The sequence below is a fragment of the Pseudomonas sp. BRM28 genome (assembly GCF_002939405.1).
In the GTDB taxonomy this organism is placed as follows: Bacteria; Pseudomonadota; Gammaproteobacteria; order Pseudomonadales; family Pseudomonadaceae; genus Aquipseudomonas; species Aquipseudomonas palmensis.
Genome location: NZ_PEFV01000001.1, coordinates 4493830 through 4516058 on the forward strand (window position 1 = coordinate 4493830; position 22229 = coordinate 4516058).

Here is a 22229-nt window from a genome sequence, read left to right on the forward strand (position 1 = left end):
GCGGTCCACACCTTACGGGGGCGACCGGCGCCTGACGAGGCCGGCGGGGTTACATTTGATGTGCACGCAACGGCATCTGCAGCAACACGCGCAAGCCGTCGGCGTGGCTGTCGAACGTCAGCGAGCAGGCGCAGCGCTGCACGATCGCCTGCACGATCGCCAGGCCCAGGCCACAGCCTTCGCTGTGGCCATTGCGCCAGAAACGCTGGGTCACATGCTGCAGGTTCTGTGCATCGATGCCCGGCCCATGGTCGCGTACCAGAAAGCCCACGGTGTTCGCCTCGACCTGAACATGCAGCTCCACCGGCGCATCGGCGGCGCTGTGGCGCAGGGCGTTGTCCAGCAGGTTGCGCAAGGCCGCCACCGCCAGCGCCGCGGGCATGTCGGGAAACACCTGGCCCGCCGGCGCCGCAGCCTGCAGCACGATGCGCCGGTTGTCGCCCAGGCCCGCATCCTGGATGGCCTGGCGGGCGATCTGCTCGGCGCTGTACTGCACGCCATCATCGAACGACAGACTGCCCTCCACCCGCGCCAGCAACAGCAGCTGCTCCAGGGTACGGTGCAGGCGATCGGCGCCCTGCTCGGCATGCTCCAGGGCCTGCTCGCGCACCTTGCCATCGGTCATGCGGGCCACTTGCAGGTGGGTCTTGATCGCCGTCAGCGGGCTGCGCAGTTCATGCGCGGCATCGCCGGTCAGGCGCCGTTCGCGCTCGATGGTCTGGCCGATGCGCTGGAACAGCTGGTTCTGGGTTTCGAGCAAAGGCTGCAATTCGCTGGGCAGGGCACGCACCTGCAACGGCTCCAGCGAGTCGGGGCTGCGCCTGCGCAGCGCGTCGCGCATGCGGTTGAGCGGCGCCAGGCCCTTGCCCACCCCCAGCCACAGCAGCCCGAGGCTACCCAGCAACGCCACCAGCACAGGGGCCGAGGCCGCCAGCAGGATCGAGCGGTTCAGCGCCTCGCGCTCCAGGTGCCGGTCGGCAGTGGTGATGCGCACATCGCCGCGTGCATAGGTGAAGCTGCGCCACAGTGCGCCATCGATCATCTGGTCGTGAAAGCCGCTGCGCTGGTCGTCGAGGGTCTGGTCGGCATGGTTGTGGCTGCGCGCCAGGATCTCGCCGCGCAGCGAGCTGACCTGGCAGGCCATGCCATCGGGGATGCTGAACTGGTCGGTGCTCAGGCGCGTGCCCTCGCCCTTGCTGGTCAGCGGCTGCGGCAACTGGTCGATCAGCCCGGCGACCATGCGCGCCGACGCCACCAGGCGCTGGTCGAGGGAGAACATCATCTGCTGACGCAGGTCGCACAGCATCCACGTCGCGGCCAGGGCCCAGATCAGGATGAAGGCAGTGCCCAGAATCAGGCTCAGGCGCAGGCGCAGGCTCATCGTTGCAACGCCTGCGGCACCTGGGCCGGCCCCAGGCGATAACCCAGGCCACGCACGGTCTCGACGATGCCGTTGCCCAGCTTGCGGCGCAGGTGATGGATGTGCACGTTCAGGGCATTGCTTTCGACCTCGTCGCCAAAGCCGTAGACGCTGTCCTTGAGCTGCTCGCTGGACAACACCCGGCCGCGGTTCTGCAGCAGGGCCTGGAGCAGCGCCTGTTCGCGGCGCGACAGGTCCACCGGCTGACCGGCCAGGTGCGCTTCGCAGCTGGAGGGGTCGAAGCTCAGCGGGCCGTGTTCGATGACGTTGACACAGCGCCCGGCCACGCGGCGCAGCAGGGTGTGCAGGCGCGCGGCCAGCTCGCGCAGATCGAAGGGTTTGAGCAGGTAGTCGTCGGCGCCGGCCTGCAGCCCGTCGACCCGGTCGGTGACCGCATCGCGCGCGGTCAGGATCAGCACCGGCAGGCTGTGGCCCTGCTGGCGCAGGCGTTGCAGCAGCTTGAGGCCGTCTTCGTCGGGCAGCCCCAGGTCCAGCACCATCACGTCGAAATGCGCGGCCTGCAGCATCGCCCGCGCCGCACTGGCGCTGGCCACGCGGTCGACGGTCAGGCCCTGGGCACTCAGGCCGGCAATGATGCCGCTGGCGATCAGGTCATCGTCTTCACAGAGCAGTACGTGCATGGGGCGGGCTCGGTCGTTGGCAGAAAGGCCCAGTGGGCCACAGGCGGATTAACCGGGGATTATGCCGCGCCCAGGCGCTCACGTCGCCTGCGAGGCGACGGCTGCCCATCGGTTAACCCTGGGTTAATCCATGCCGGTCAGTCTTGCGGGCTTATCGCACTGCCAAGGCGTCGACATGCGCGTATTTCTGCTAGCCCTGCTGTGGCTGTTCAGTTCGCTGAGCCAGGCCCAGCCCTTCAACAACCCTTTTGCCCAGAGCGAATTCCTGCCCGTGGAAAAGGCCTTCGTGTTCAGCAGCGAGCGCCTGCCCTCGGGGCAGATGCGCCTGCACTGGCAGATCAGCGACGGCTACTACCTGTACCAGAAGCGTCTGAAGTTCGATGGCCTCGCCCCCGAGGCGGTACCACCATTGCCGCCGGCCCTGCCCCACAGCGACGAGTACTTCGGCGAAACCCAGGTGTACCGCGGCGAACTCGAGCTGCTGATACCGGCCAACGCCACCGGCCAGTTGCGCATGGGCTGGCAGGGCTGTGCCGACGCGGGGCTGTGCTACCCGCCCCAAACCAGCCCGGTCGACCTGGGCGGGCAGGCCGCAGGCGCCGAGCAGGCCAGCGACCAGGCCCTGGCCGGCAGCCTCGGCGAACACCCGCTGGCCTGGAGCCTGCTGGCCTTCTTCGGCCTGGGACTGCTGCTGGCCTTTACCCCCTGTTCGTTGCCGATGCTGCCGATCCTGGCCGGGCTGGTGATGGGCAACGGCGCCAGCACCCGCCGCGGGCTGGTGCTGGCAGGCGCCTACGTACTGAGCATGGCGCTGGTGTATGCCGCCCTGGGCGTGGTTGCCGCACAGCTTGGCGCCAGCCTGCAGGCATGGCTGCAGCAGCCTTGGCTGCTGGGCAGCCTGGCCGCGCTGTTCGTGCTGCTGGCCCTGCCGATGTTCGGCGCCTTCGAGCTGCAGCTGCCCACCTTCGTGCGCGACCGCCTGGAGCGCGCAGGCCGCAACACCCGTGGCGGCAATCTGTATGGCGCGGTACTGCTGGGGGCCTTGTCGGGCCTGCTGATGGGGCCGTGCATGACCGCCCCGCTGGCCGGCGCGCTGCTGTACATCGCGCAGAGCGGCAATGCCGTGCATGGGGCGCTGGTGCTGTTCAGCCTGGGGCTGGGCATGGGCCTGCCGCTGTTGCTGCTGGTGACCGTGGGCAACCGCTACCTGCCACGTCCGGGGGCCTGGATGAACCGGGTCAAGGCGGTGTTCGGCTTCGTGTTCCTGGGCATGGCGTTGTACACCCTGCGCGCGGTGCTCGACCCTGCGCTGTGGCTGGGCCTGTGCGGGGCCTGGCTGATCGCGCTGGCCTGGGGCGCCTGGCCCGCGGTCCACACCCTGCGCGCCCTGCAACCGGCCGTGCTGCTGGCGGGCCTGTGGGGCGCCTTGCTGGTGGTGGGCGCGGCCGGTGGCGCGAGCAACCTGCTGCAGCCCCTGCAACCCTATGCCGGTGGCACCGGCAATGCCGTGGCTGCGCCCCACGCCGACGCCTTCACCACGGTGCGCACCCCGGCCGAGCTGCAGGCGCAGCTGGACGCCGCCAAGGCCCAGGGGCAGTGGGTGTTCCTGGATTACTACGCCGACTGGTGCGTGTCGTGCAAAGTCATGGAAAAACAGGTGTTCGCCCGCCCCGACGTGCTCGCCGCGCTGGAAGGCGTGCGCCTGGTACGCCTGGACGTGACCGCCGATGCCCCGGCCAGCCAGCAGCTGCTGCAGCGCTACCAGGTGCCCGGCCCGCCGAGCATGCTGTGGATCGGCCCCGAGGGCGACGAGCGCCGGGCCAGGCGCATCACCGGTGAAGTCAACGCCGCCACCTTCCTGCAACACTGGACCGCCACCCGGAGCCAAGGCTGATGCTGACCGTTAACCTGGGTCCCCTGACCATCGCCCTCGACCACCTGCTGCTGCTCTGCGCCCTGGGCCTGGCCACGCTGGTGGGCTGGCGGGTGGCCAGGCGCGGCGGCGACAACCCCGAGGCCGCACTGTTTCGCCTGTTCCTGCTCGGCCTGCTGTGCGCCCGGCTGGGGTTCGTGGCGCGCTACTGGTCGATGTATGCCGAAGACCCGGTGCAGATCATCGACATCCGCGATGGCGGCTTTTTGCCCTGGGCCGGCCTGGTGGCGGTGCTGCTGGGGGCGGCCTGGTACGCCTGGCGCCAGGCGAGCCTGCGCCGGCCACTGGGCTGGGGCCTGTTCAGCGGCGCGCTGTTCTGGTTGCTGGCCAGCTGGGCCAGCCACCTCTACGAACAGGGCACGCAACTGCCGGACCTGGCCCTGCGCGATGCCCAGGGCCATTCGGTGGCGCTGCACAGCCACCGCGGCCGGCCGTTGGTGATCAACCTGTGGGCCACCTGGTGCCCGCCGTGCCGGCGCGAGATGCCGGTGCTGCAACAGGCCCAGCATGATTATCCGGACGTGACCTTCCTGTTCGTCAACCAGGGCGAAACCCCGCAGATCGTCACCAACTTCCTGGCCACCACCGGCCTGAACCTGTCCCATGTACTGTTCGATACCGGTGGCCAGCTGGCCCAGCAGGTCGGCTCCATGGCGCTGCCCACCACCCTGTTCTACGACGCCGAGGGGCGCCTGGTGGGCAGCCACCTGGGGGAGCTGTCCCGTGCCAGCCTGCGCCATGCCCTCGAATCCTTCGACCGCGATACCGCGCTCGCTCCCACCGTTCCAGCAAGGACGACACCATGAAAGTTTCCGCCATTACCCTCGCCCTGGGCATGTTCGCCACCCAACTGGCCGTCGCCGAAGAATTGCCCAAGGCCGTGCAGCAGATCGAGGCCAAGGGCGCCAAGGTCACCGGCAGCTTCGATGCGCCCAATGGCCTGAAAGGCTATGCCGCGCAGTTCCAGAACCGTGGCGTGGCCCTGTACCTGACCCCGGACGGCAAGCACGTGCTGGTTGGCAGCCTGTTCGACGAACAGGGCCAGGACCTGAGCGAGGCGCCGCTGGAGAAGCTGGTGTATGCACCCATGGCCAAGCAGGTGTGGGCCAAGCTCGACAAGACCGCGTGGATTGCCGATGGCAAGGCCGATGCACCGCGGGTGGTGTACCTGTTCAGCGACCCCAACTGCCCGTACTGCAACATGTTCTGGCAGCAGGCACGGCCGTGGGTGGACTCGGGCAAGGTGCAATTGCGCCACATCATGGTCGGCATCATCCGCGCCGACAGCCCGGCCAAGTCGGCCGCGTTGCTGGCCAGCGCCGACCCGCAGAAGGCCTTGCAGGCCCATGAAAGCGCGGGCAAGGCCAGCACCCTCAAGCCGCTGGCGAAGATTCCGGCGCAGGTGCAGGCCAAGCTGGATGCGAACCTGGCGCTGATGGAGGAGCTGGGATTGTCGGCTACGCCGGCGATCTTCTACCTGGATGACAAGGGGCAGTTGCAGACCCAGCAGGGTGCGCCGCGGCCAGAGATGTTGGGGAAGATACTGGGCAAGCGTTGAGACTCACCACGCCAACAGATATCTGAAGCCGGGCACCAGGGCTGGCGATGCAAATCCCACAGGCCATGGCCTGCAGGATCGGTGTTGTCAGCCTTGTTTGTTCGGCCGAAGATCGCAGTAGGGCCATCATGGCCTTTGGGGGTTGGGGTGGCTTTACAGCATCACCAGCGTCAACACCACCAGCAACGGCAACAGCACCGCACACGACCACGCCATGTACCCGAAGAAGCTCGGCATCTTCACCCCGCGCTGCTCGGCTATCGCCTTGACCATGAAGTTCGGCGCGTTGCCAATGTAGGTCATCGCCCCCATGAACACCGAACCCATGGAGATCGCCAGCAAGGTCTGCGGCATGCGCTCCATCAACACCTGCGCATCCCCAGCCGACATGTTGAAGAACAACAAATAGGTCGGCGCATTGTCCAGGAAGCTCGACAAGGTCCCGCTCAACCAGAAGTACATGCTGTCGATCGGCTCGCCCTGCGCACCACTCACGCTCGCCACCAACCACGCCAACTGACCGTCACTGCCGGCCCGCAATATCGCAATCACCGGGGCAATGGTGAGAAAGATGCCCGCGAACAACTTGGCCACCTCGACGATCGGCCCCCAGTCGAACTCGTTGGCAACCCGCAGGCCGCGCGGGGTGAACCACAACGACAGCAAGGCCAGTACCACCAGCAGGCCGTCTCGCAACAGGTTCTGCACCTCGACCCGAGTGCCCATCAGCTCGACGCCAATCCCGGGTTTCCAGAGGCCCGACATCAATACCGCCAGCACCACGCCCGCCAACAGCAGGAAGTTGCGCTTGCCCAGCAGGCGCAACGGCGCATCCGGCGTCGGGTCTTCGGCCAGCATCTCGTTTTCGCGGCGATAGTAGTAGCGGTCGATCAGGTAGAACACGCCCAGCAACGGCACCGCCAGCAGCACCACCGGCAAGGCCATGTGCTGCAGGGTCCAGGCAAAGCTCACACCCTTGAGAAAACCCAGGAACAACGGCGGGTCGCCCAACGGGGTCAGACCGCCGCCGACGTTGGCCACCAGAAAGATGAAGAACACCACCACGTGCGCGGTGTGCTTGCGGTTGTCGTTGGCACGCAGCAACGGGCGGATCAGCAGCATCGCCGCCCCCGTGGTGCCCATCACCGAGGCCAGCACCGCCCCCAGCGCCAGCAACCGCGTGTTGAGCCACGGCGAGCCATGCAGGTTGCCCTCCACCACGATCCCGCCCGAAATGGTGAACAGCGCAAACAGCAGGATGATGAACGGCAGGTACTCGGCCAGCAGTACGTGCACGCCCAGCCCCAGGCTGGCGTGCCAGCCGAAGGCAAAGCAGAACGGCAGCGCGAACAGCAGCGTCCAGCCCAGGGTGATCTTGCCGAAATGGTGATGCCACAGCGGTGCGGCCACGATGGGCAGCAAGGCGATGCTCAGCAGGATGCCGGCAAACGGCACGCCCCACAGCAGGCCCATGCGCGCGCCATCGACCTCGGCGGCGCTGGCGGTGCCCGGCAGGCACAGCAACAAGAGGGCCGCCAGCAGCGACAGACAGGAACAACCACGAAACAAAGCAGGGAAAAGGCGCATCGATACCGACCGTGTGCAGATGAACAGCAGCGCGCCAGCCCGAAGGCTGGCGCGCATGAGCGAAGCATGGATGCTAAACCAAAATGCCCCGCTCGGCTGCCTACAACGCCTCCAGCGAAGCCATCAGGTCACTCAGCCGGTCGACCTTGTCGTCGCTCAGCACGGTGGCCTCGAGGCCCTCCACATAGATCGCCAGTTCCTCCACGCTGCTGCATTCGAACATGGCCCGCAGCGGCACGTTCAGTTGCAGCACCTTCTGCACCCGCGAAGCAATCTGGGTGGCCAGCAGCGAATGCCCGCCCAACTCGAAGAAGTTGTCGCGCACCCCCACCCGCTCGACCTTGAGCACATCGGCCCAGATGTCAGCCAGTTGCTGCTCCAGTTCGCTGCGCGGCGCCAGGTAGGCCTGGCTGTGCTGCTGGCCGAACTCGATGGCCGGCAGCGCCTTGCGGTCGAGCTTGCCATTGGCGTTGCGCGGCAACTCGGCCAGCCACGCCCAGTGCAGCGGCACCATGTACTCCGGCAGTTCGGCGCGCAGGCGCTGGCGAACCTGTTCCAGCAATGGCGCCGTGTCGGCACGGCTGTCGGCCGCCACCAGGTAGCCGACCAGGTGCTTGCCGTTTGCACCCTCCTGCACGCCCACCGCCGCGTCACGCACCTGGACCTGTTCATGCAGGCGTGCCTCGATTTCGCCCAGTTCGATGCGGTAGCCGCGAATCTTTACCTGGTGATCGATGCGCCCCACGTACTCCAGCACCCCGTCGGCACGCCGGCGTGCCAGGTCGCCGGTGCGGTACAGGCGCTCGCCCGGGGCGCCGAACGGGTGCGGGATGAACGCCTGGGCCGTGCGCAGCGGGTCGCCCACGTAGCCGCGCCCTACCCCGGTGCCGGCCACGCACAGCTCGCCCACCGCGCCCAGCGGCACCAGCTCGTGATCTTCACCGAACAGGTACAGGCGGTTGTTGTCGGTCGGCGTGCCGATCGGCAGGTAGCTGCCCTGGGTGGAGGCCGCATCGACGCGGAAGAACGCCACGTCATCGGAGCACTCGGCCGGGCCGTAGGCATTCACCAGGCCGATCTGCGGGTAGCGCTCCAGCCACTGCCAGGCCAGTTCCGGCGGCATCGCCTCGCCGGTGGGCAGCATCCAGCGCAGGCCGCTCAGGTGCTGGCGCTCGTTGCCCAGCATGCCCTGGATCAGCGACGGCACGCTTTCGAGCACCGTGATGCCGGCGGCCTGCACATGCTCCAGCAGCCCTTGCGGATCGTGCGCGATGGCATTGGGCACGATCGCCACCTGCGCGCCGAACAGCGGCGCGGCAAGGAACTGCCACACCGAGATATCGAAGCTCTGCGAGGCGGTCTGCGCGATCACGTCCGCCTCGCCCAGTTGCAGGTACGGCACCTTGCTCAGCTGATTGTTGAGCATGCCGCGCTGCTCGACCATCACGCCCTTGGGCAGGCCGGTGGAGCCGGAGGTGTAGATCACGTAGGCGAGGTTGTCCGGCGCGCTGTAGATGCCCGGGTTGGCTTCGCTGCCGTCGCCGGCCTGAATGTCCTCCCACACCAGCAGGCGCGGCCGCCCGGCACACCCCAGTTCGTCGAGCAGGGCCTGTGCCTGGGCCAGGCAGGCCCGGGTGCAGACGATCACCGGGGTGCGGCTGAGCTCGACGATGCGTTGCAGACGCGCGCCGGGCAGGCCCGGGTCCAGCGGCAGGTAGCCGGCGCCGGCCTTGAAGCTGCCGACGATCATGCCCAGCAGCGCCAGCCCGCGCTCGGCCAGCAGTGCCACCGGCTGGTCGACCTGCACCCCGGCCGCCACCAGGGCATGCCCGAGGCGGTTGGCCTGGCAGTTCAGCTCGGCGTAGCTGCACTGCTGTTCGAGGCAGCGTGCGACCACCCGATCGGGATGCGCCGCCACCCTCGCCTCGAACAACGCCGCGTAGCTCTGCTGCAGCGGATAGGCATGCTCGCTGCGGTTGCAGTCCTGCAGCAGGAAGCGCTGTTCCTGCTCGCCCAGCAGTGCCAGCTGCGCCACATCGCCGTGCAAGCCCTCCATCAGCGCCAGCAGCAGGCGCTTGAATTCTCCCAGCAGGCGTTCGACGGTGGCGCGGTCGAAGTAGCGCTGGTCGAACGACAAGTGCAGGCCCAGGTCGTCGCCGGGGTAGCACACCGCCGTGAGCGGGAAGTTGGTGTGGGTGCGGCCCGAGTCGGAGGTTGCATTCAGGCTCTGGGCGCGGTCCAGCACCGCCACTTCGACCGGGGCGTTCTCGAACACGAACAGGCTGTCGAACAGCGGCTGGCCTTTGGGCAGTTCGCTGCATTCCTGGATGTTGACCAGCGGCAGGTACTCGTACTCGCGCACCTCCATGTTGCGTTCCAGCAGGCCCTGCAGCCACTGGCGCACCGAACACCGCTCGCCGGGGGCCGGCAGGGTGACACGCAGTGCGATGCTGTTGATGAACAGGCCCACGGTGTGCTGCATCTGCGGCAGGCTGACCGGGCGCCCGGCCACGGTCACGCCGAACACCACGTCACGCTCGCCGCTGAAGCGGCTGAGCACCAGCGCCCAGGCCGCCTGGGCGAAGGTGTTGACGGTCAGCTGATGGGCCTGGGCCAGCTCGCGCAGGCGTACCCCGTCCTCCACCGCCAGGCGCGTGTAGCAGTCGCCCACCTGCATGCCGCCGTGATCGCTCGCGTGCTCGCGCAGCAGCGGGCGGTCGCTTGGAAGGTAGGTGGTGCGCTCGAAGCCCTGCAGGTTCTGCCGCCACCACTGGCGCGCCTCGTCCAGGCTCTGGTGCTGCAGCCAGCCGATGTAGTCGCGGTAGCGCGGCGGCGTCGCCAGCTGCGCCTCACGGCCCTCGCCCAGGGCCAGGTAGAGCTCGAAGAAGTCGTTCATCAGCAGCGAGCGGCACCAGGCATCGATGAGGATGTGGTGGTTGCTCATCATGAACCAGTACTGCGCCTGGCCCACGCGGATCAGGCGCAGGTGGAACGGCGCCTGCTGCAACAGCTCGAAACCGGCCTCGCGCTCCTGCTTGTGCAGGGCCTGCAGGCGTGCTTCGTGATCGGCCTGCGGGTCGGCGCTCCAGTCCTGATAGTCGATAGGCGTGGTGCCGGGCTTGTGAATGATCTGCAGCATGCCTTCGCCGGCATTCCAGCAGAACGAGGCGCGCAGGGCTTCGTGCCGCGCCACCACCGCCTGCCAGGCCTGGGCGAAGCGCTGCGGGTCGATCTCGCTGTTGATGCGGTAGCGGTCCTGCATGTAGTAGATGCCGGTGCCCGGTTCGAGCAGGGTGTGCAGCAGCATGCCCTCCTGCATCGGGGTCAGCGGGTACACGTCCTCGATCTGCGCGGCGGGCACCGGCAGGCTGTCGATCTGTGCCTGGGTCAGGCGCGCCAGCGGGAAGTCCGACGGCGTGAAGCTGCCGTTGGCGTCATCCAGGCAATGGACGATCAGGCTCGCCAGCTCGCCGAGGTAGGCGCGGGCCAGCTCTTCGATGGTCTGGGTGTCGAAGCGCTCGCGGCTGAAGGTCCAGCGCAGCTGCAACTGGCCGCCGTACACCTGGCCGTCGACGCTCAGCCAGTTGGGCAGCGGTGCGTCGAGGTCGTGGGCCAGGCCCGCGGGTTCGTCCACCGGCTGATACAGCGCCGCACTGCCGAACTGCTGGTCGAACTGGCCCAGGTAGTTGAAGGTGATGCGCGCCTGGGGCAGCGCGGCCATGGCTTCGCGGGTGGCGTCATCGGCCAGGTAGCGCAGTACCCCATACCCCAGGCCCTTGTGCGGCACGCTGCGCAGTTGCTCCTTGATCGCCTTGATCGAGGCCGCCTGCCCGGCGGCCTCCTCGATGTTCAGCGGGCTCAGGCGCAGCGGGTAGGCGCTGGTGAACCAGCCGACGCTGCGGCTCAGGTCGATCTCGTCGAACAGGGTCTCGCGGCCATGCCCTTCGAGCTGCACCAGCACCGAGGTATCGCCGCTCCAGCGGCACAGCACCCGGGCCAGCGCGGTCAGCAACAGGTCGTTGACCTGGGTGCGGTAGGCCGCGGGGGCCTGCTGCAGCAACTGGCGCGTCTGCCCCCGGCTCAGTTGCACGCTGACGGTGTGCGCCTGGCGGTGCAGGTTGGCACCCTGGGGGTGGTCGCACGGCAGCTCGCGGGTGGCGGCACTGAGCTGCGCCTGCCACCAGTGCTGCTCGTCACGCAGCGAGTCGCTGCCGGCATAGGTGGCCAGGCGTGCGGCCCAGTGGCTCATCGCGCTGGTCTTGGCTGCCAGCGGCTGGCCACGGTACAGCGCCTGCAGGTCTTCGAGCAGCACGCGCCACGACACGCCATCCACCACCAGGTGATGGATCGCCAGCAGCAGGCGCTGGGCGCCCTGCCCGTCCTCCACCAGCAGCGCACGCAGCAGCGGGCCGTCGGCGAGGTCGAGGCTGCGCTGCACATCGCAGTACAGGGCCTGGCAATCCTGCAGATCGGCCACCGAGGCCTGCCACAGCAGTGCGCGCGTATCGGCCGGGGCGTAGCTGGCGCGGCCCTCGCAAAAGCGCAGGCGCAGTGCATCGTGATGCGCCACCAGCGCCTGCAGGGCCTGTTCCAGCGCGGCGCCGGCCAGGCGTTCTGCAGGCGCCAGCAGCACGGCCTGGTTCCAGTGCTGCGGTTGCACCACGTCGCTGTCGAAGAACCAGTGCTGGATCGGCGTGAGCGCTGCGGCGCCGCTGAGCGGGCCCTGTTCGATCAACGTGGCCTGGCTGCGGCTGACCACCGTGGCCAGGGTCTGCACGGTCTGCTGCTGGAACAGGTCGCGGGCGCTGAAGTGCAGGCCCAGCTGGCGGGCGCGGCTGACCACCTGGATCGACAGGATCGAGTCGCCGCCCAGTTCGAAGAAGTTGTCCTGCAGGCCCACGCGCTCGACGTTGAGCACATCGCGCCAGATCGCGGCCAGTTGCTGCTCCACCTCGCTGCGTGGCGCCTCGTAGTGCTCGCGGCCCTGCTCCCTGTCCGGCAGCGGCAACGCGTGACGGTCGAGCTTGCCGTTGCCGGTCAGCGGCATCTGATCCAGCAGCACCAGGTGGGCGGGCACCATGTAGTCGGGCAGGTTCACCCGCAGTTGCGCCTTGAGGCTGTCGCGCAGCGCCGCCTGCTGTTCGGCGCCGGCCTGTGCCTGCTCGCACACCAGGTAGGCAGCCAGTTGCTTGCCGCCGGGCATGTCCAGCGCCAGCACCACGGCCTCGCGCACGTCGGCATTTTCCAGCAGGCGGCTTTCGATCTCACCCAGTTCGATACGGAAGCCGCGGATCTTCACCTGATGGTCGATACGCCCCATGTACTCCACCAGCCCGTCGGCGCGCTGGCGCACCAGGTCGCCGGTGCGGTACAGGCGCCCGCCCCGCTGGCTGAACGGGTCGGCGACGAAGCGTTCGGCGCTCAGCCCAGGTCGATCATGGTAGCCCTGGGCCAGGCCTGCGCCACCGATGTACAGCTCGCCAATGGCGCCCTGCGGCAGCAGCGCCAGGTCGGCATCGAGGATGTACGCCACGCGGGCGCCGATCACCCGGCCGATCGGCACACTGCCGACGCCCGCTTCAAGGGCCGGTGGTGCCAGGCAGGCCAGCGGCATCACCACGGTTTCGGTGGGGCCGTAGGCATTGAAGAACTGCGCCGGCTTGAACGCCTCGCGAATGCGTTGCAGGTGCTCGCCGGTCAGTGCTTCGCCGCCGGTGATGCACAGGCGCACCGGCAGCTGTTCGTCGCGGCTGGCCAGCCATTGCGCCAACTGGCTGCCGTAGCTCGGCGTGAAGCCCAGCACGCTGACCTGCTGCTGGCGGATCAGCGTGCAGATTTCCTCGGCGCCCCACTGCCCCTGGGCGCGCAGCACCACCCGTGCGCCGCTGAGCAATGGCACCAGCAGGCGCTCGGTGGCCGCGTCGAAGTTGATCGAATAGAAGTGCAGCTCGCAGTCGTCGCTGCGCATGCCGAACGCCTCGATCACCGCCAGGCAGTGCATGGCGATCTCGCCATGGCTGACCACCACGCCCTTGGGCTTGCCGGTGGAGCCGGAGGTGTAGATCAGGTAGGCCTGATGGCCCGGCAGGCTGAGTGACGGCAAGGCCTCTGCGCTGTAGCCGTGCAGCGCCGCCGCGTCGTCGTCCAGGCACCAGCGGGCCATGCCGGGCGGCAGCTCGCCCAGCCTGTCGAACAGCGCGCGCTGGCCCAGCAGCAGGCCGATGCCGCTGTCCTGGATCATGTACTGCAGGCGTTCGAGGGGGTATTCCGGGTCCAGCGGCACGTAGGCACCGCCGGCCTTGAGAATCGCCAGCAGGCCGATCACCAACTGCGCCGAACGCTCCAGCGCCAGGCCCACCCGCACCTGCGGGCCCACGCCACGTTCGCGCAGCACCCGCGCCAGGCGGTTGGCCCGGGCATCGAGCTGGGCGTAGCTCAGGTGTTCGCCGGCAAAGGTCAGTGCCAGTGCCTCCGGGGTGCGCTGGGCCTGTGCACTGAACAGGTCATGCACGGTGCGGTTCAGGCCCGGCGCTGCGGGGTCGCCGGCCAGGTTGTCGAACAGGGCCTGGCGCTCGCCCTCGCCCAGCAGCGGCAGTTCGCACAGGCGTTGCTGCGGGTCGGCCAGCAAGGCGTCGAGCAATCGCTGCCAGTGCGCCGCCATGCGCGCGATGCGCGGCGCGTCGAACAGGTCGCAACTGTAGGTCAGGCAGCAGCCCAGGCGACGGTCGAGGTCGGTGACTTCCAGGTTGAGGTCGAACTTGGTCGCCCGGGCGTCGTTGACCAGGTACTCCACCTGCATGCCGGCCAGTTGGCGGCTCTGCTGGAATTCCCAGCGCTGCACGTTGCACATCACCTGGAACAGCGGGTTGTAGGCGGCGCTGCGCGGTGGCTGCAAGGCTTCGACCAGGTGGTCGAACGGCAGGTCCTGGTGCGACTGGCCGTCGATCACGGTCTGGCGCACCTGCTCGATCAGGTCGGCCACGCGCATCTGCCCGTCCAGCTGGCAACGCAGCACCTGGGTGTTGAGGAAGGCGCCGATCAACCCCTCGCTTTCCGGGCGGATGCGGTTGGCCACCGGTGCGCCGATGCGCAGGTCGGTCTGCCCGCTGTAGCGGTACAGCAGCAGCGCCAGGGTGGCGGTCATGGTCATGAACAGGGTCAGGCCATGCTCGGCATTGAAGGCGCGCACCCTGGCGGCCAGCTCATCGCTCAGGTCGAAGCGGTACAGCTCGCCGCGGTGGCTCTGCACCGCCGGGCGCGGACGATCGGCGGGCAATTCCAGCACCGGGTGTTCATCGCCCAGCTGTGCGCGCCAGTAGTCCAGCTGGCGCTGGCGCTCGCCGGCCTCCAGCCACTGGCGCTGCCACACGCTGTAGTCCAGGTACTGCACCGGCAGCGGTTCGAGCGGCGAATCGCGGTCGTCGAGAAACGCTTCGTACAGCTCGCCCAGCTCGCGGGCAAAGATGTCCATGGCCCAGCCTTCGGTGACGATGTGGTGCAGGGTGAGCACGAAGTAGTGCTCCTGCTCGCCGGCCTTGACCAGGCAGGCACGCAGCAGCGGCCCGGTCTCCAGGTCGAACGGCTGGTGCGCCTGCTCGTCGGCCAGAGCCTGCAGGCGATGCTGGCGCTGCGCCTGGTCGTGGGCCGAAAAGTCCAGCCAGTTCATCACCAGCCCGGTGTCGGGCGAAACGGCCTGGTACGGTACGCCATCGATGCTCGGGAAGGTGGTGCGCAAGGTCTCGTGGCGCACGATCAGCGCCTGCAGGGCCTGTTCGAAGCGGCTGACGTCCAGCACCCCGCGCAGGCGTGCCATGCCGCCGACGTTGTAGGCCGGGCTGTCCGGCTCCATCTGCCAGAGGAACCACATGCGCTGCTGCGAGTACGACAGCGGCACCGGCTGGCTGCGGTCGATGCGCGTTATTTCGCCTTGCAGGTTGTGCTGCCCGGCCAGTTGCAGGGCCTCGATGCGCGCGGCGAAGGCGCCCAGCGCGCTGGCTTCGAACAGGGTGCGCAGTGGCAGTTCGACGTCGCAGGCCTGGCGCGTGCGGGCGATGATCTGGGTGGCCAGCAGCGAGTGCCCGCCGAGGGCGAAGAAGTCATCGTCCAGGCCGACCCGCGCCAGGCCCAGCACATCGCACCAGATGGCGGCGATCTGCTGTTGCAGCGGCGTGACCGGGGCAACATGCACGCGCTGCTGCCAGCTCGGCTCGGGCAGCGCCTTGCGGTCGAGCTTGCCGCTGGGGCCCAGCGGCATCTGCGCCAGGTGCACCAGTTGCGCGGGCACCATGTAGGGCGGCAATTGCGCCGCCAGTGCGCTCAGCAATGCTTCGCCGCAGTCGTGCGCGTGGGTGTAGTAGCCGACCAGTTGCGGGCCGGCCGCCGTGTCGCGTACCAGCACCACGGCCTGCTCCACGCCCGGCTGGGCCAGCAGGCAGGCCTGCACCTCTTCGGGCTCTACACGAAAACCGCGCAGTTTGACCTGCTGGTCGATGCGGCCCAGGTATTCCAGTGCCCCCAGGTCGGCCAGCCAACGCGCACGGTCGCCGCTGCGGTACAGGCGCTGGCCGTCGGCGCCGGGCACGAAGCGTTCGGCGGTGAGGCCCGGCCGGCCCAGGTAGCCACGGGCCAGGCCCGCACCGCCCAGGCACAGCTCACCGGGCACCCCCACAGGCGAAAGCGCCAGCTCCTCATCGAGCACCTGGCACTGCACGTTGGCCAGGGGCCGGCCGATGGGCGAGCGCAGGCCGTCTTCACGGCGGCAGTGCCAGTGGGTGACATTGATCGCGGTTTCGGTCGGCCCATAGCGGTTGTGCAGTGCCACGTGCGGCAGTACCTGCAGCACACGGTCGCGCAGCGCCGCCGGCAACGCCTCGCCGCCGGAGAACACCCGGCGCAGGCTGGTACAGGCGGCCGCCAGGGGCTCCTGCACGAACACCTGCAACAGCGGCGGCACGAAGTGCAGCGTGGTCACGCCATGCTGCTGCACCAGTTCGGCGATGCGCTGCGGGTCGCGGTGCTCGCCGGGGCCGGCCAGCACCAGCGTGCAGCCCTGGGCCAGCGGCCAGAAGCATTCCCACACCGACACGTCGAAGCTGATCGGGGCTTTTTGCAGCAGCACGTCGTGTTCGTCCAGCGCATAGGTGGCCTGCATCCAGTGCAGGCGCTCGGCCAGGGCCGCATGGGTGTTGCCCACGCCCTTGGGCTGGCCGGTGGAGCCGGAGGTGTAGATCACGTAGGCCAGGTTGTCACCGTGCAGATGCAGGCCCGGCGCCTGGCTGGGCCAGTTGTCCAGGTGCAGGGTGTCCATGGCGATGGTACTCACGCCCTCGACCTGGGGCAGGCGTTCGAGCACCTCGCTGTGGCTGAGCAGCAGGCTTGCGCCGCAGTCGGCGAGCATGTAGGCCAGGCGCTCGGCCGGGTAGTCGACGTCCAGCGGCACGTAGGCACCACCGGCCTTGAGAATCGCCAGCAGGCCCACCAGCAGCTGCGGCGAACGCTCGGCGGCAATCGCCACGCACACGTCCGGGCCCACGCCCTTGTCGCGCAGGTAATGGGCCAGGCGGTTGGCCTGGGTGTGCAGGCTCGCGTAGTCCAGGCTGCCGCCGGCCCATACCAGCGCGGTGCGCTGCGGGGTGCTGCGCGCCTGTTCGTTGAGTTGCTCCACCAGCCACTGGCCGGGGGCCGCTGCCGGGGCCTGGCCCCAGTCGAGCAGTTGGGCGCGGCCCGGGGCGTCGAGCAGGTTCAGCTCGGCCAGCGGCAGCTGCGGCGCGCTGCTCACCTGCTGCAGCAGGCTGACCAGTTGCGCGGCCAGGCGCTCGATGCTGGCAGCGTCGAACAGCTCGTCGGCATAGTCGAAGGAAAGGCTGATGCGGCCCTGGTGGTCTTCTTCGCTGTGCAGTTGCAGGTCGAACTTGGCCTCGCGGCTGTGCCACGCCAGTTCGTCGGCCAACAGCCCCGGCAGGCGGCGCAAGGCGCCGAGGTCGCGCTGCTGGTGGTTGAACATGACCTGGAACAGGCCCTGCTCGCGGGCCTCGGGGAAGGCTTCGACCAACTGCTCGAACGGCAGGTCCTGGTTGGCCTGGGCTTCAAGGGTGCGCTGGCGCACCTGGGCCAGCAAGGCACTGAAGGGCTGGCGCGGGTCAAGCTCGGCACGCAGCACCTGGGGGTTGATGAAGAAGCCGACCAGGCCCTGGGTTTCCAGGCGCGGGCGGTTGGCATTGGGCACGCCGACACGGATGTCGCGCTGGCCGCTGTAGCGGTGCAGAAGGGTTTGCCAAGCCGCCAGCAACAGCATGAACAGGCTGGCATCGTGGGCCTGGGCCACCTGGCGCAGTGCAGTGCCCAGCGCCGGCTCAAGACGCAGGCTCAGGCGCGTGGCGCTGTTGCGCTGCTGCACCGAGCGCGGGTGATCGGTGGGCAGGTCGAGCACCGGCTGCGCATCGCCGAGCAAGGCCTTCCAGTAGGCGAGCTGGCGGGTACTTTCCCCCTGGACCAGCCACTGGCGCTGCCAGCTGGCATAGTCGGCGTAATGCACCGGCAACGTATTCAGTCGCGCCTGCTGGCCCTGGCAGGCGGCGGCATACAGGCGCGCGAATTCGCCCAGCAGAATGTTCATCGACCAGCCGTCGGCGATGATGTGGTGCAGGGTCACCCACAGCTGATGGGTTTCGTTGTCCTGGCGTACCAGGGTGACCCGCAGCAGCGGCCCGCGCTCCAGGTCGAAGGGTTGGCGCGCCTCGTCTTCGCGCAACTGCTGAACGCGGGCCGGGGTTTCGTGCCCCAGGTCCAGGCTGTGCACCTGCAACGCCAGGTTCGCCAGCACGCGCTGCACCGGTTGCCCGTGGTGGTCGGCAAACACCGTGCGCAGCGCTTCATGGCGGGCCACCAGCGCCTGGAAGCTGCTGCGCAGCGCAGCCTCGTCCAGTTCGCCGCGCAGGCGCAGGCCCCCCGGGATGTTGTAGGCCGCACTGCCAGGCTCCAGTTGCCACAGCAGCCACAGCCGGGCCTGGGCCAGCGATTGCGGCAGCGCCTGTTCCCGGGGCAATTGCGCGATGGCGCCCTGGGCCACCCCGCCGTCGATGTGCAGGCGGGCCACCTGGGCAGTGAAGCCTGCCAGGGTCGGCGCTTCGAACAGCAGGCTCAGGCTCAGTTCCAGCCCCAGTTCGTCACGCAGGCGCGCCGTGAGCTGGGTGGCGGCGATGGAGTTGCCGCCGAGCAGGAAGAAGTGATCGTCGTCGCCCACCTCGGCCACGTTCAGTTGCTCGCACCACAGCCGCGCGATCAGCGCCTGCAACCCGTCGCCGCTCGGCGCCGCGTGGCGTGCGGCAGGCGCCTGAGCCTCCGGGAAGCGGGCGTAGCAGTCCAGGCTGCCATCGTGCAGGCGCAGGCGGCAGGCCGAACGCTGCAACTTGCCGCTGGAGGTCTTGGGCAACGCACCGGGGTTGAGCAGCAGCACCACCGCCGGTGCCTGCTGGCAGGCATCGGCGATGACCTGGCGCAGGGTGCGGATCAGGTTCGCCGGCTCGATGACCTTCTGCACGTTGCGGCTGATCTCCACCGCGATGCCGATACCCTCCTCGCCCTGGTCGTCGACGGCGAACACCGCCACGCGGCCCTTGCGCAGCACGTCGACCTCGCGCTCCAGGGTCTTTTCCAGGTCCTGCGGGTAGAGGTTGTGCCCGCGCACGATGAGCATGTCCTTCAGGCGCCCGGTGACGAACAGTTCGCCGTCACGCATGAAGCCCAGGTCGCCGGTGCGCAGCCAGGTGCGCCCGCCGTGCTCGACGAAGGTCTTTGCGCTGGCCTCGGGGTTGCGCCAGTAACCGTGGGCGATGCTCGGGCCGGCGGCCCAGATCTCGCCCACCTGGTTGTCGCCCAGCACAGCCAGGGTGTGCGGTTCGACGACCTGCACCGCGTGCAGCGGCTGGCTGAAGCCGCAGCTCATCTGCACGCTGCCCTCGCCTGCTTCGGCGCGGTTGTGCGCCAGTGCCGCGCTGTCCAGCGCCAGCGCGGGGATACCGCCGCCGCGCACGCTGCCACTGACGAACAGGGTGGCTTCGGCCAGGCCGTAGCTGGCGAAGAAACTCGAGGGCACGAAACCGCACGCGGCGAATTTGTCGGCAAAGCTGTCGAGGCTGTCCTGGCGGATCGGCTCGGAGCCCGAATAGGCCACGCGCCAGCAGCTCAGGTCGAGGCTGGCCAGCGCCGCACTGCTGACGCGCTCGTTGCACAGGCGGTAGGCGAAGTCCGGCCCGCCGCTGATGGTGCCGCGGTAATCGCTGATCGCCTGCAGCCAGCGCTGCGGCCGCGCCAGGAAGTAGGCCGGGGCCATCAGCACGCAGGGCACGCCGCTGAAGATCGGTTGCAGCAGGCCGCCGATCAGGCCCATGTCGTGGTACAGCGGCAGCCAGCTGACGATCACGTCGTCGGGGTTCACGTCGATGCCGAAGCCGTGGCGGATCAGCACTTCGTTGGCCACCAGGTTGCCGTGGCTGACCTGCACGCCCTTGGGCAGCGCGGTGGAGCCGGAGGTGTACTGCAGAAAGGCGATGTCGTCCGGCTTGAGCGACGGGGCCTGCCACTGCTCGCCCAGGCCGGCGTCGAGGTGATCGACGCTGAGCAGCTGCGGCGCATCCTCGCCCTTGAGTGCATCCAGGGCCAGCAGGCTGTTGTGCAGGTTGTCGACGGTCAGCAGCAGGCGCGGCTGGGCGTCCTCGATGATCGACAGCAGGCGGGCCTGGTGGTGGGTGCGCGAGGATTCCGGCGGATAGGCCGGCACGGCGATCACCCCGGCATACAGGCAGCCGAAGAACGCGGCGACGTAGTCCGGGCCACTGGGGAACAGCAGGATCGCGCGATCGCCCGGCACCGCACGCGCCTGCAATGCGGCGGCGATGCTGCATGCACGCAGGTGCAGGTCACGGTAGCTGAGCACGGCCTGGTCGCGGGCGTCTTCGGCGAGAAAGCGCAAGGCCACCCGCTCAGGGGTCAGCGCAGCACGCTGGGTGAGGGCCTGGACCAGCGTAACCGGGAGTTCGAAGGCGTCCGTCATGGAAAGTTCCTGCCAGTGTCTGTACGTGAAAATCGGCATCGCGGGGCGCAGGGAGCCGGGTGTTCGGGCACCGGCACACGCCCTTCAGGGGCCGAGGATGTACACAGGGGAACGGATGAACGGGTGAAATAATTAGGCGCCACTGTGGCGCGGCGACAGTGATTTTCGAAGCGGATCACGGGGTGGTGCTTAGAACCAAAAAACAGTTTGAAGTATTACTTTTCGCATTTGACAATAATTATCATTAAGAATAGCTTGTCGCACGTCGTAGGAAGCATCTCCTCGCGGAGTGCTTCGCTTCCCTCTTCGAGAACAAGGTGAAATTTCCATGGCGGAACAACTGTCCACAAGTAAGTGCGATTCACCGTTACTCCAAGCGTTCGTCGACAATCGCAGCATTCTGGTGAAAATTGCCGCCCGGATCACCGGGTGTCGCTCACGCGCCGAGGATGTCGTGCAGGACGCTTTCTTCCGGCTCAGTGCAGCCCCGCAGATCACCTCGTCGTTCAAGGCGCAGTTGAGCTACCTGTTCCAGATCGTGCGCAACCTGGCCATCGACCATTACCGCAAGCAGGCGATGGAGCTGAAATATTCCGGCAGCGAAGAGGAAGGTCTGAATGTGGTCATCCATGGTGCCTCGCCCGAAGCCACGCACATCAATTTCGCGACGCTTGAGCACATTGCCGATGCGCTGAGCGAGCTGCCGCAGCGCACCCGCTATGCGTTCGAGATGTACCGCCTGCATGGCGTGCCGCAGAAGGACATCGCCAAGGAGCTGGGCGTGTCGCCGACCCTGGTGAACTTCATGATTCGCGATGCGCTGGTGCATTGCCGCAAGGTGTCGCTGGCGCGGGGTGAGGTGGCCTGAAGGGGCCACCCTGCGCCGCTGCTGCCCTGTAGGAGCCGGCGTTGCCGGCGACCCTCCAGGCCAGATGCCGGGTGTCCGGCAGCACGAGCGCCTTGTGCTGGTTCGCCGGCAACGCCGGCGCCTACAGGATCGGGTGCCGGCCTATACCAGCCTGCAGCGCTCGAAGAAGCGCTCGCGCCCCAGGATCATCAGCGCCGCACGCTTGTGCGGGAAGTCGAATTCCTTCTCGCAGTGAAAGCACTGGTCATGCATGTAGCCGATCATCTTGGCATTGTCGGCCCGAGGCTCGGCCACCACGCGCTGGGTACGCGGGTCGTCCAGGAACAGGTAGTGCACCAGCGCCGACAGCCAGCTGGCCACCTTGTGCGGCCCGCGGTGCGTCTGCTCCCCTACCAGCATGTGAATGCCACGGTCGTAGTCGTCGGCCGCATAGAACGGTGCAATCCGGTCCTCCTTGGCCCAGTAGGCTTCGAAGTAGGCAAACGGCTGGTCGTCGAAGCAGCCGATCAGGGTCAGTGTGTGCGGGTCGGCCTCAAGCTTGCTCAGGTAGTCGCGGTGCTGTTCGAGGCTGCCGCCCTCCTGCCAGAAGCTCAGCACCCGCGGGTTGTTCTGCCAACGGTTGAAGCGCTCCAGGTCGTGGTCGATTTCCAGGGTCCGCAACGAGATCCAGGCCCCCAGCCGCGCATCGAAGCGCCGATACACTTCCCCCCGCGGCTTGGGCGCACGGCGCGGATGACGCTTGCCGGCACTGATCTGCATCTGCTGCGGGTACACGCCCGACAGCGATTCGCCCAGCCACGGTTGCGGCAACTGCCAGAACAGCGTGCGTTCGCAGCGGTAGCGCCCCGCCTGTTCGTCGGCCACCAGCAGGCCGCTGGCCAGTGCCGCCTCGGGCACCTGCGCCAGATGCCAGCACAGGCGCTGACACCCCGGATCGCGGGAAAACAGCCAGTAGCACGCGGCCCACAACGCCTGCTGTGGGCGCTCGGGGCAGGTGTATTGCAGGTGCACGTCAAGGTCATCACCGCGCTCCAGACGCAGGCGCACCAATGGCGTGTCTTCGAGCACCAGGCTCAGGTGGCAGTCGGTTTCATCGGCGCTGAGGCTGCGCCAGCGCGGCAGGGACAACGCGCAGGTTGCGGTATCGGAAGGCATGGTCTTGGGCTCACGA

General features: G+C 68.1%; 9 protein-coding genes. 4 read left to right on the forward strand and 5 right to left on the reverse strand.

Annotated features, from left to right (window positions below; genetic code table 11):
• Positions 1-49: 49 nt before the first annotated feature.
• Together CR917_RS20950 and CR917_RS20955 are read right to left on the reverse strand one after the other, a co-directional pair.
• Positions 50-1381 (reverse strand): ATP-binding protein, encoded by a 1332-nt coding sequence (locus CR917_RS20950; protein ID WP_104572908.1) that lies wholly within the window; start codon positions 1379-1381, stop codon positions 50-52.
• The gene (locus CR917_RS20955) at positions 1378-2061 is read right to left on the reverse strand and encodes a response regulator (protein WP_043862400.1); all 684 of its coding nucleotides are present in this window, start codon (positions 2059-2061) and stop codon (positions 1378-1380) included. Before CR917_RS20955 ends, CR917_RS20950 begins: the two co-directional genes overlap by 4 nt.
• A 175-nt stretch (positions 2062-2236) precedes the next feature.
• On the opposite strand from CR917_RS20955, the gene dsbD reads away from it, so the two are divergent.
• Genes dsbD through dsbG form a run of 3 tightly spaced genes read left to right on the forward strand, consistent with a single transcriptional unit; the run spans position 2237 to position 5552 of the window.
• Entirely contained in the window at positions 2237-3955 is a 1719-nt protein-coding gene (gene dsbD, locus CR917_RS20960) for a protein-disulfide reductase DsbD (protein WP_104572909.1), read from the forward strand.
• The gene (locus CR917_RS20965; protein ID WP_043862398.1) at positions 3955-4800 is read left to right on the forward strand and encodes a TlpA disulfide reductase family protein; all 846 of its coding nucleotides are present in this window, start codon (positions 3955-3957) and stop codon (positions 4798-4800) included. Before dsbD ends, CR917_RS20965 begins: the two co-directional genes overlap by 1 nt.
• Entirely contained in the window at positions 4797-5552 is a 756-nt protein-coding gene (dsbG, locus tag CR917_RS20970; protein WP_043862397.1) for a thiol:disulfide interchange protein DsbG, read from the forward strand. Before CR917_RS20965 ends, dsbG begins: the two co-directional genes overlap by 4 nt.
• A 153-nt stretch (positions 5553-5705) precedes the next feature.
• Here the strand turns inward: dsbG and CR917_RS20975 are convergent, their stop codons facing one another.
• Complete coding sequence (locus CR917_RS20975; RefSeq protein ID WP_256589738.1) at positions 5706-7079, reverse strand: sodium:proton antiporter; 1374 nt, start codon at positions 7077-7079, stop codon at positions 5706-5708.
• Between the two features lie 160 nt (positions 7080-7239).
• Complete coding sequence (locus CR917_RS20980; RefSeq protein WP_104572910.1) at positions 7240-20190, reverse strand: non-ribosomal peptide synthetase; 12951 nt, start codon at positions 20188-20190, stop codon at positions 7240-7242.
• Between the two features lie 328 nt (positions 20191-20518).
• Between CR917_RS20980 and CR917_RS20985 the strand changes: the two genes are divergently transcribed.
• Positions 20519-21058 (forward strand): RNA polymerase factor sigma-70, encoded by a 540-nt coding sequence (locus CR917_RS20985; RefSeq protein WP_043862395.1) that lies wholly within the window; start codon positions 20519-20521, stop codon positions 21056-21058.
• A gap of 141 nt (positions 21059-21199) precedes the next feature.
• On the opposite strand, the gene CR917_RS20990 is transcribed toward CR917_RS20985, so the two are convergent.
• Complete coding sequence (locus CR917_RS20990) at positions 21200-22213, reverse strand: GNAT family N-acetyltransferase (RefSeq protein ID WP_104572911.1); 1014 nt, start codon at positions 22211-22213, stop codon at positions 21200-21202.
• Positions 22214-22229 lie beyond the last annotated feature (16 nt).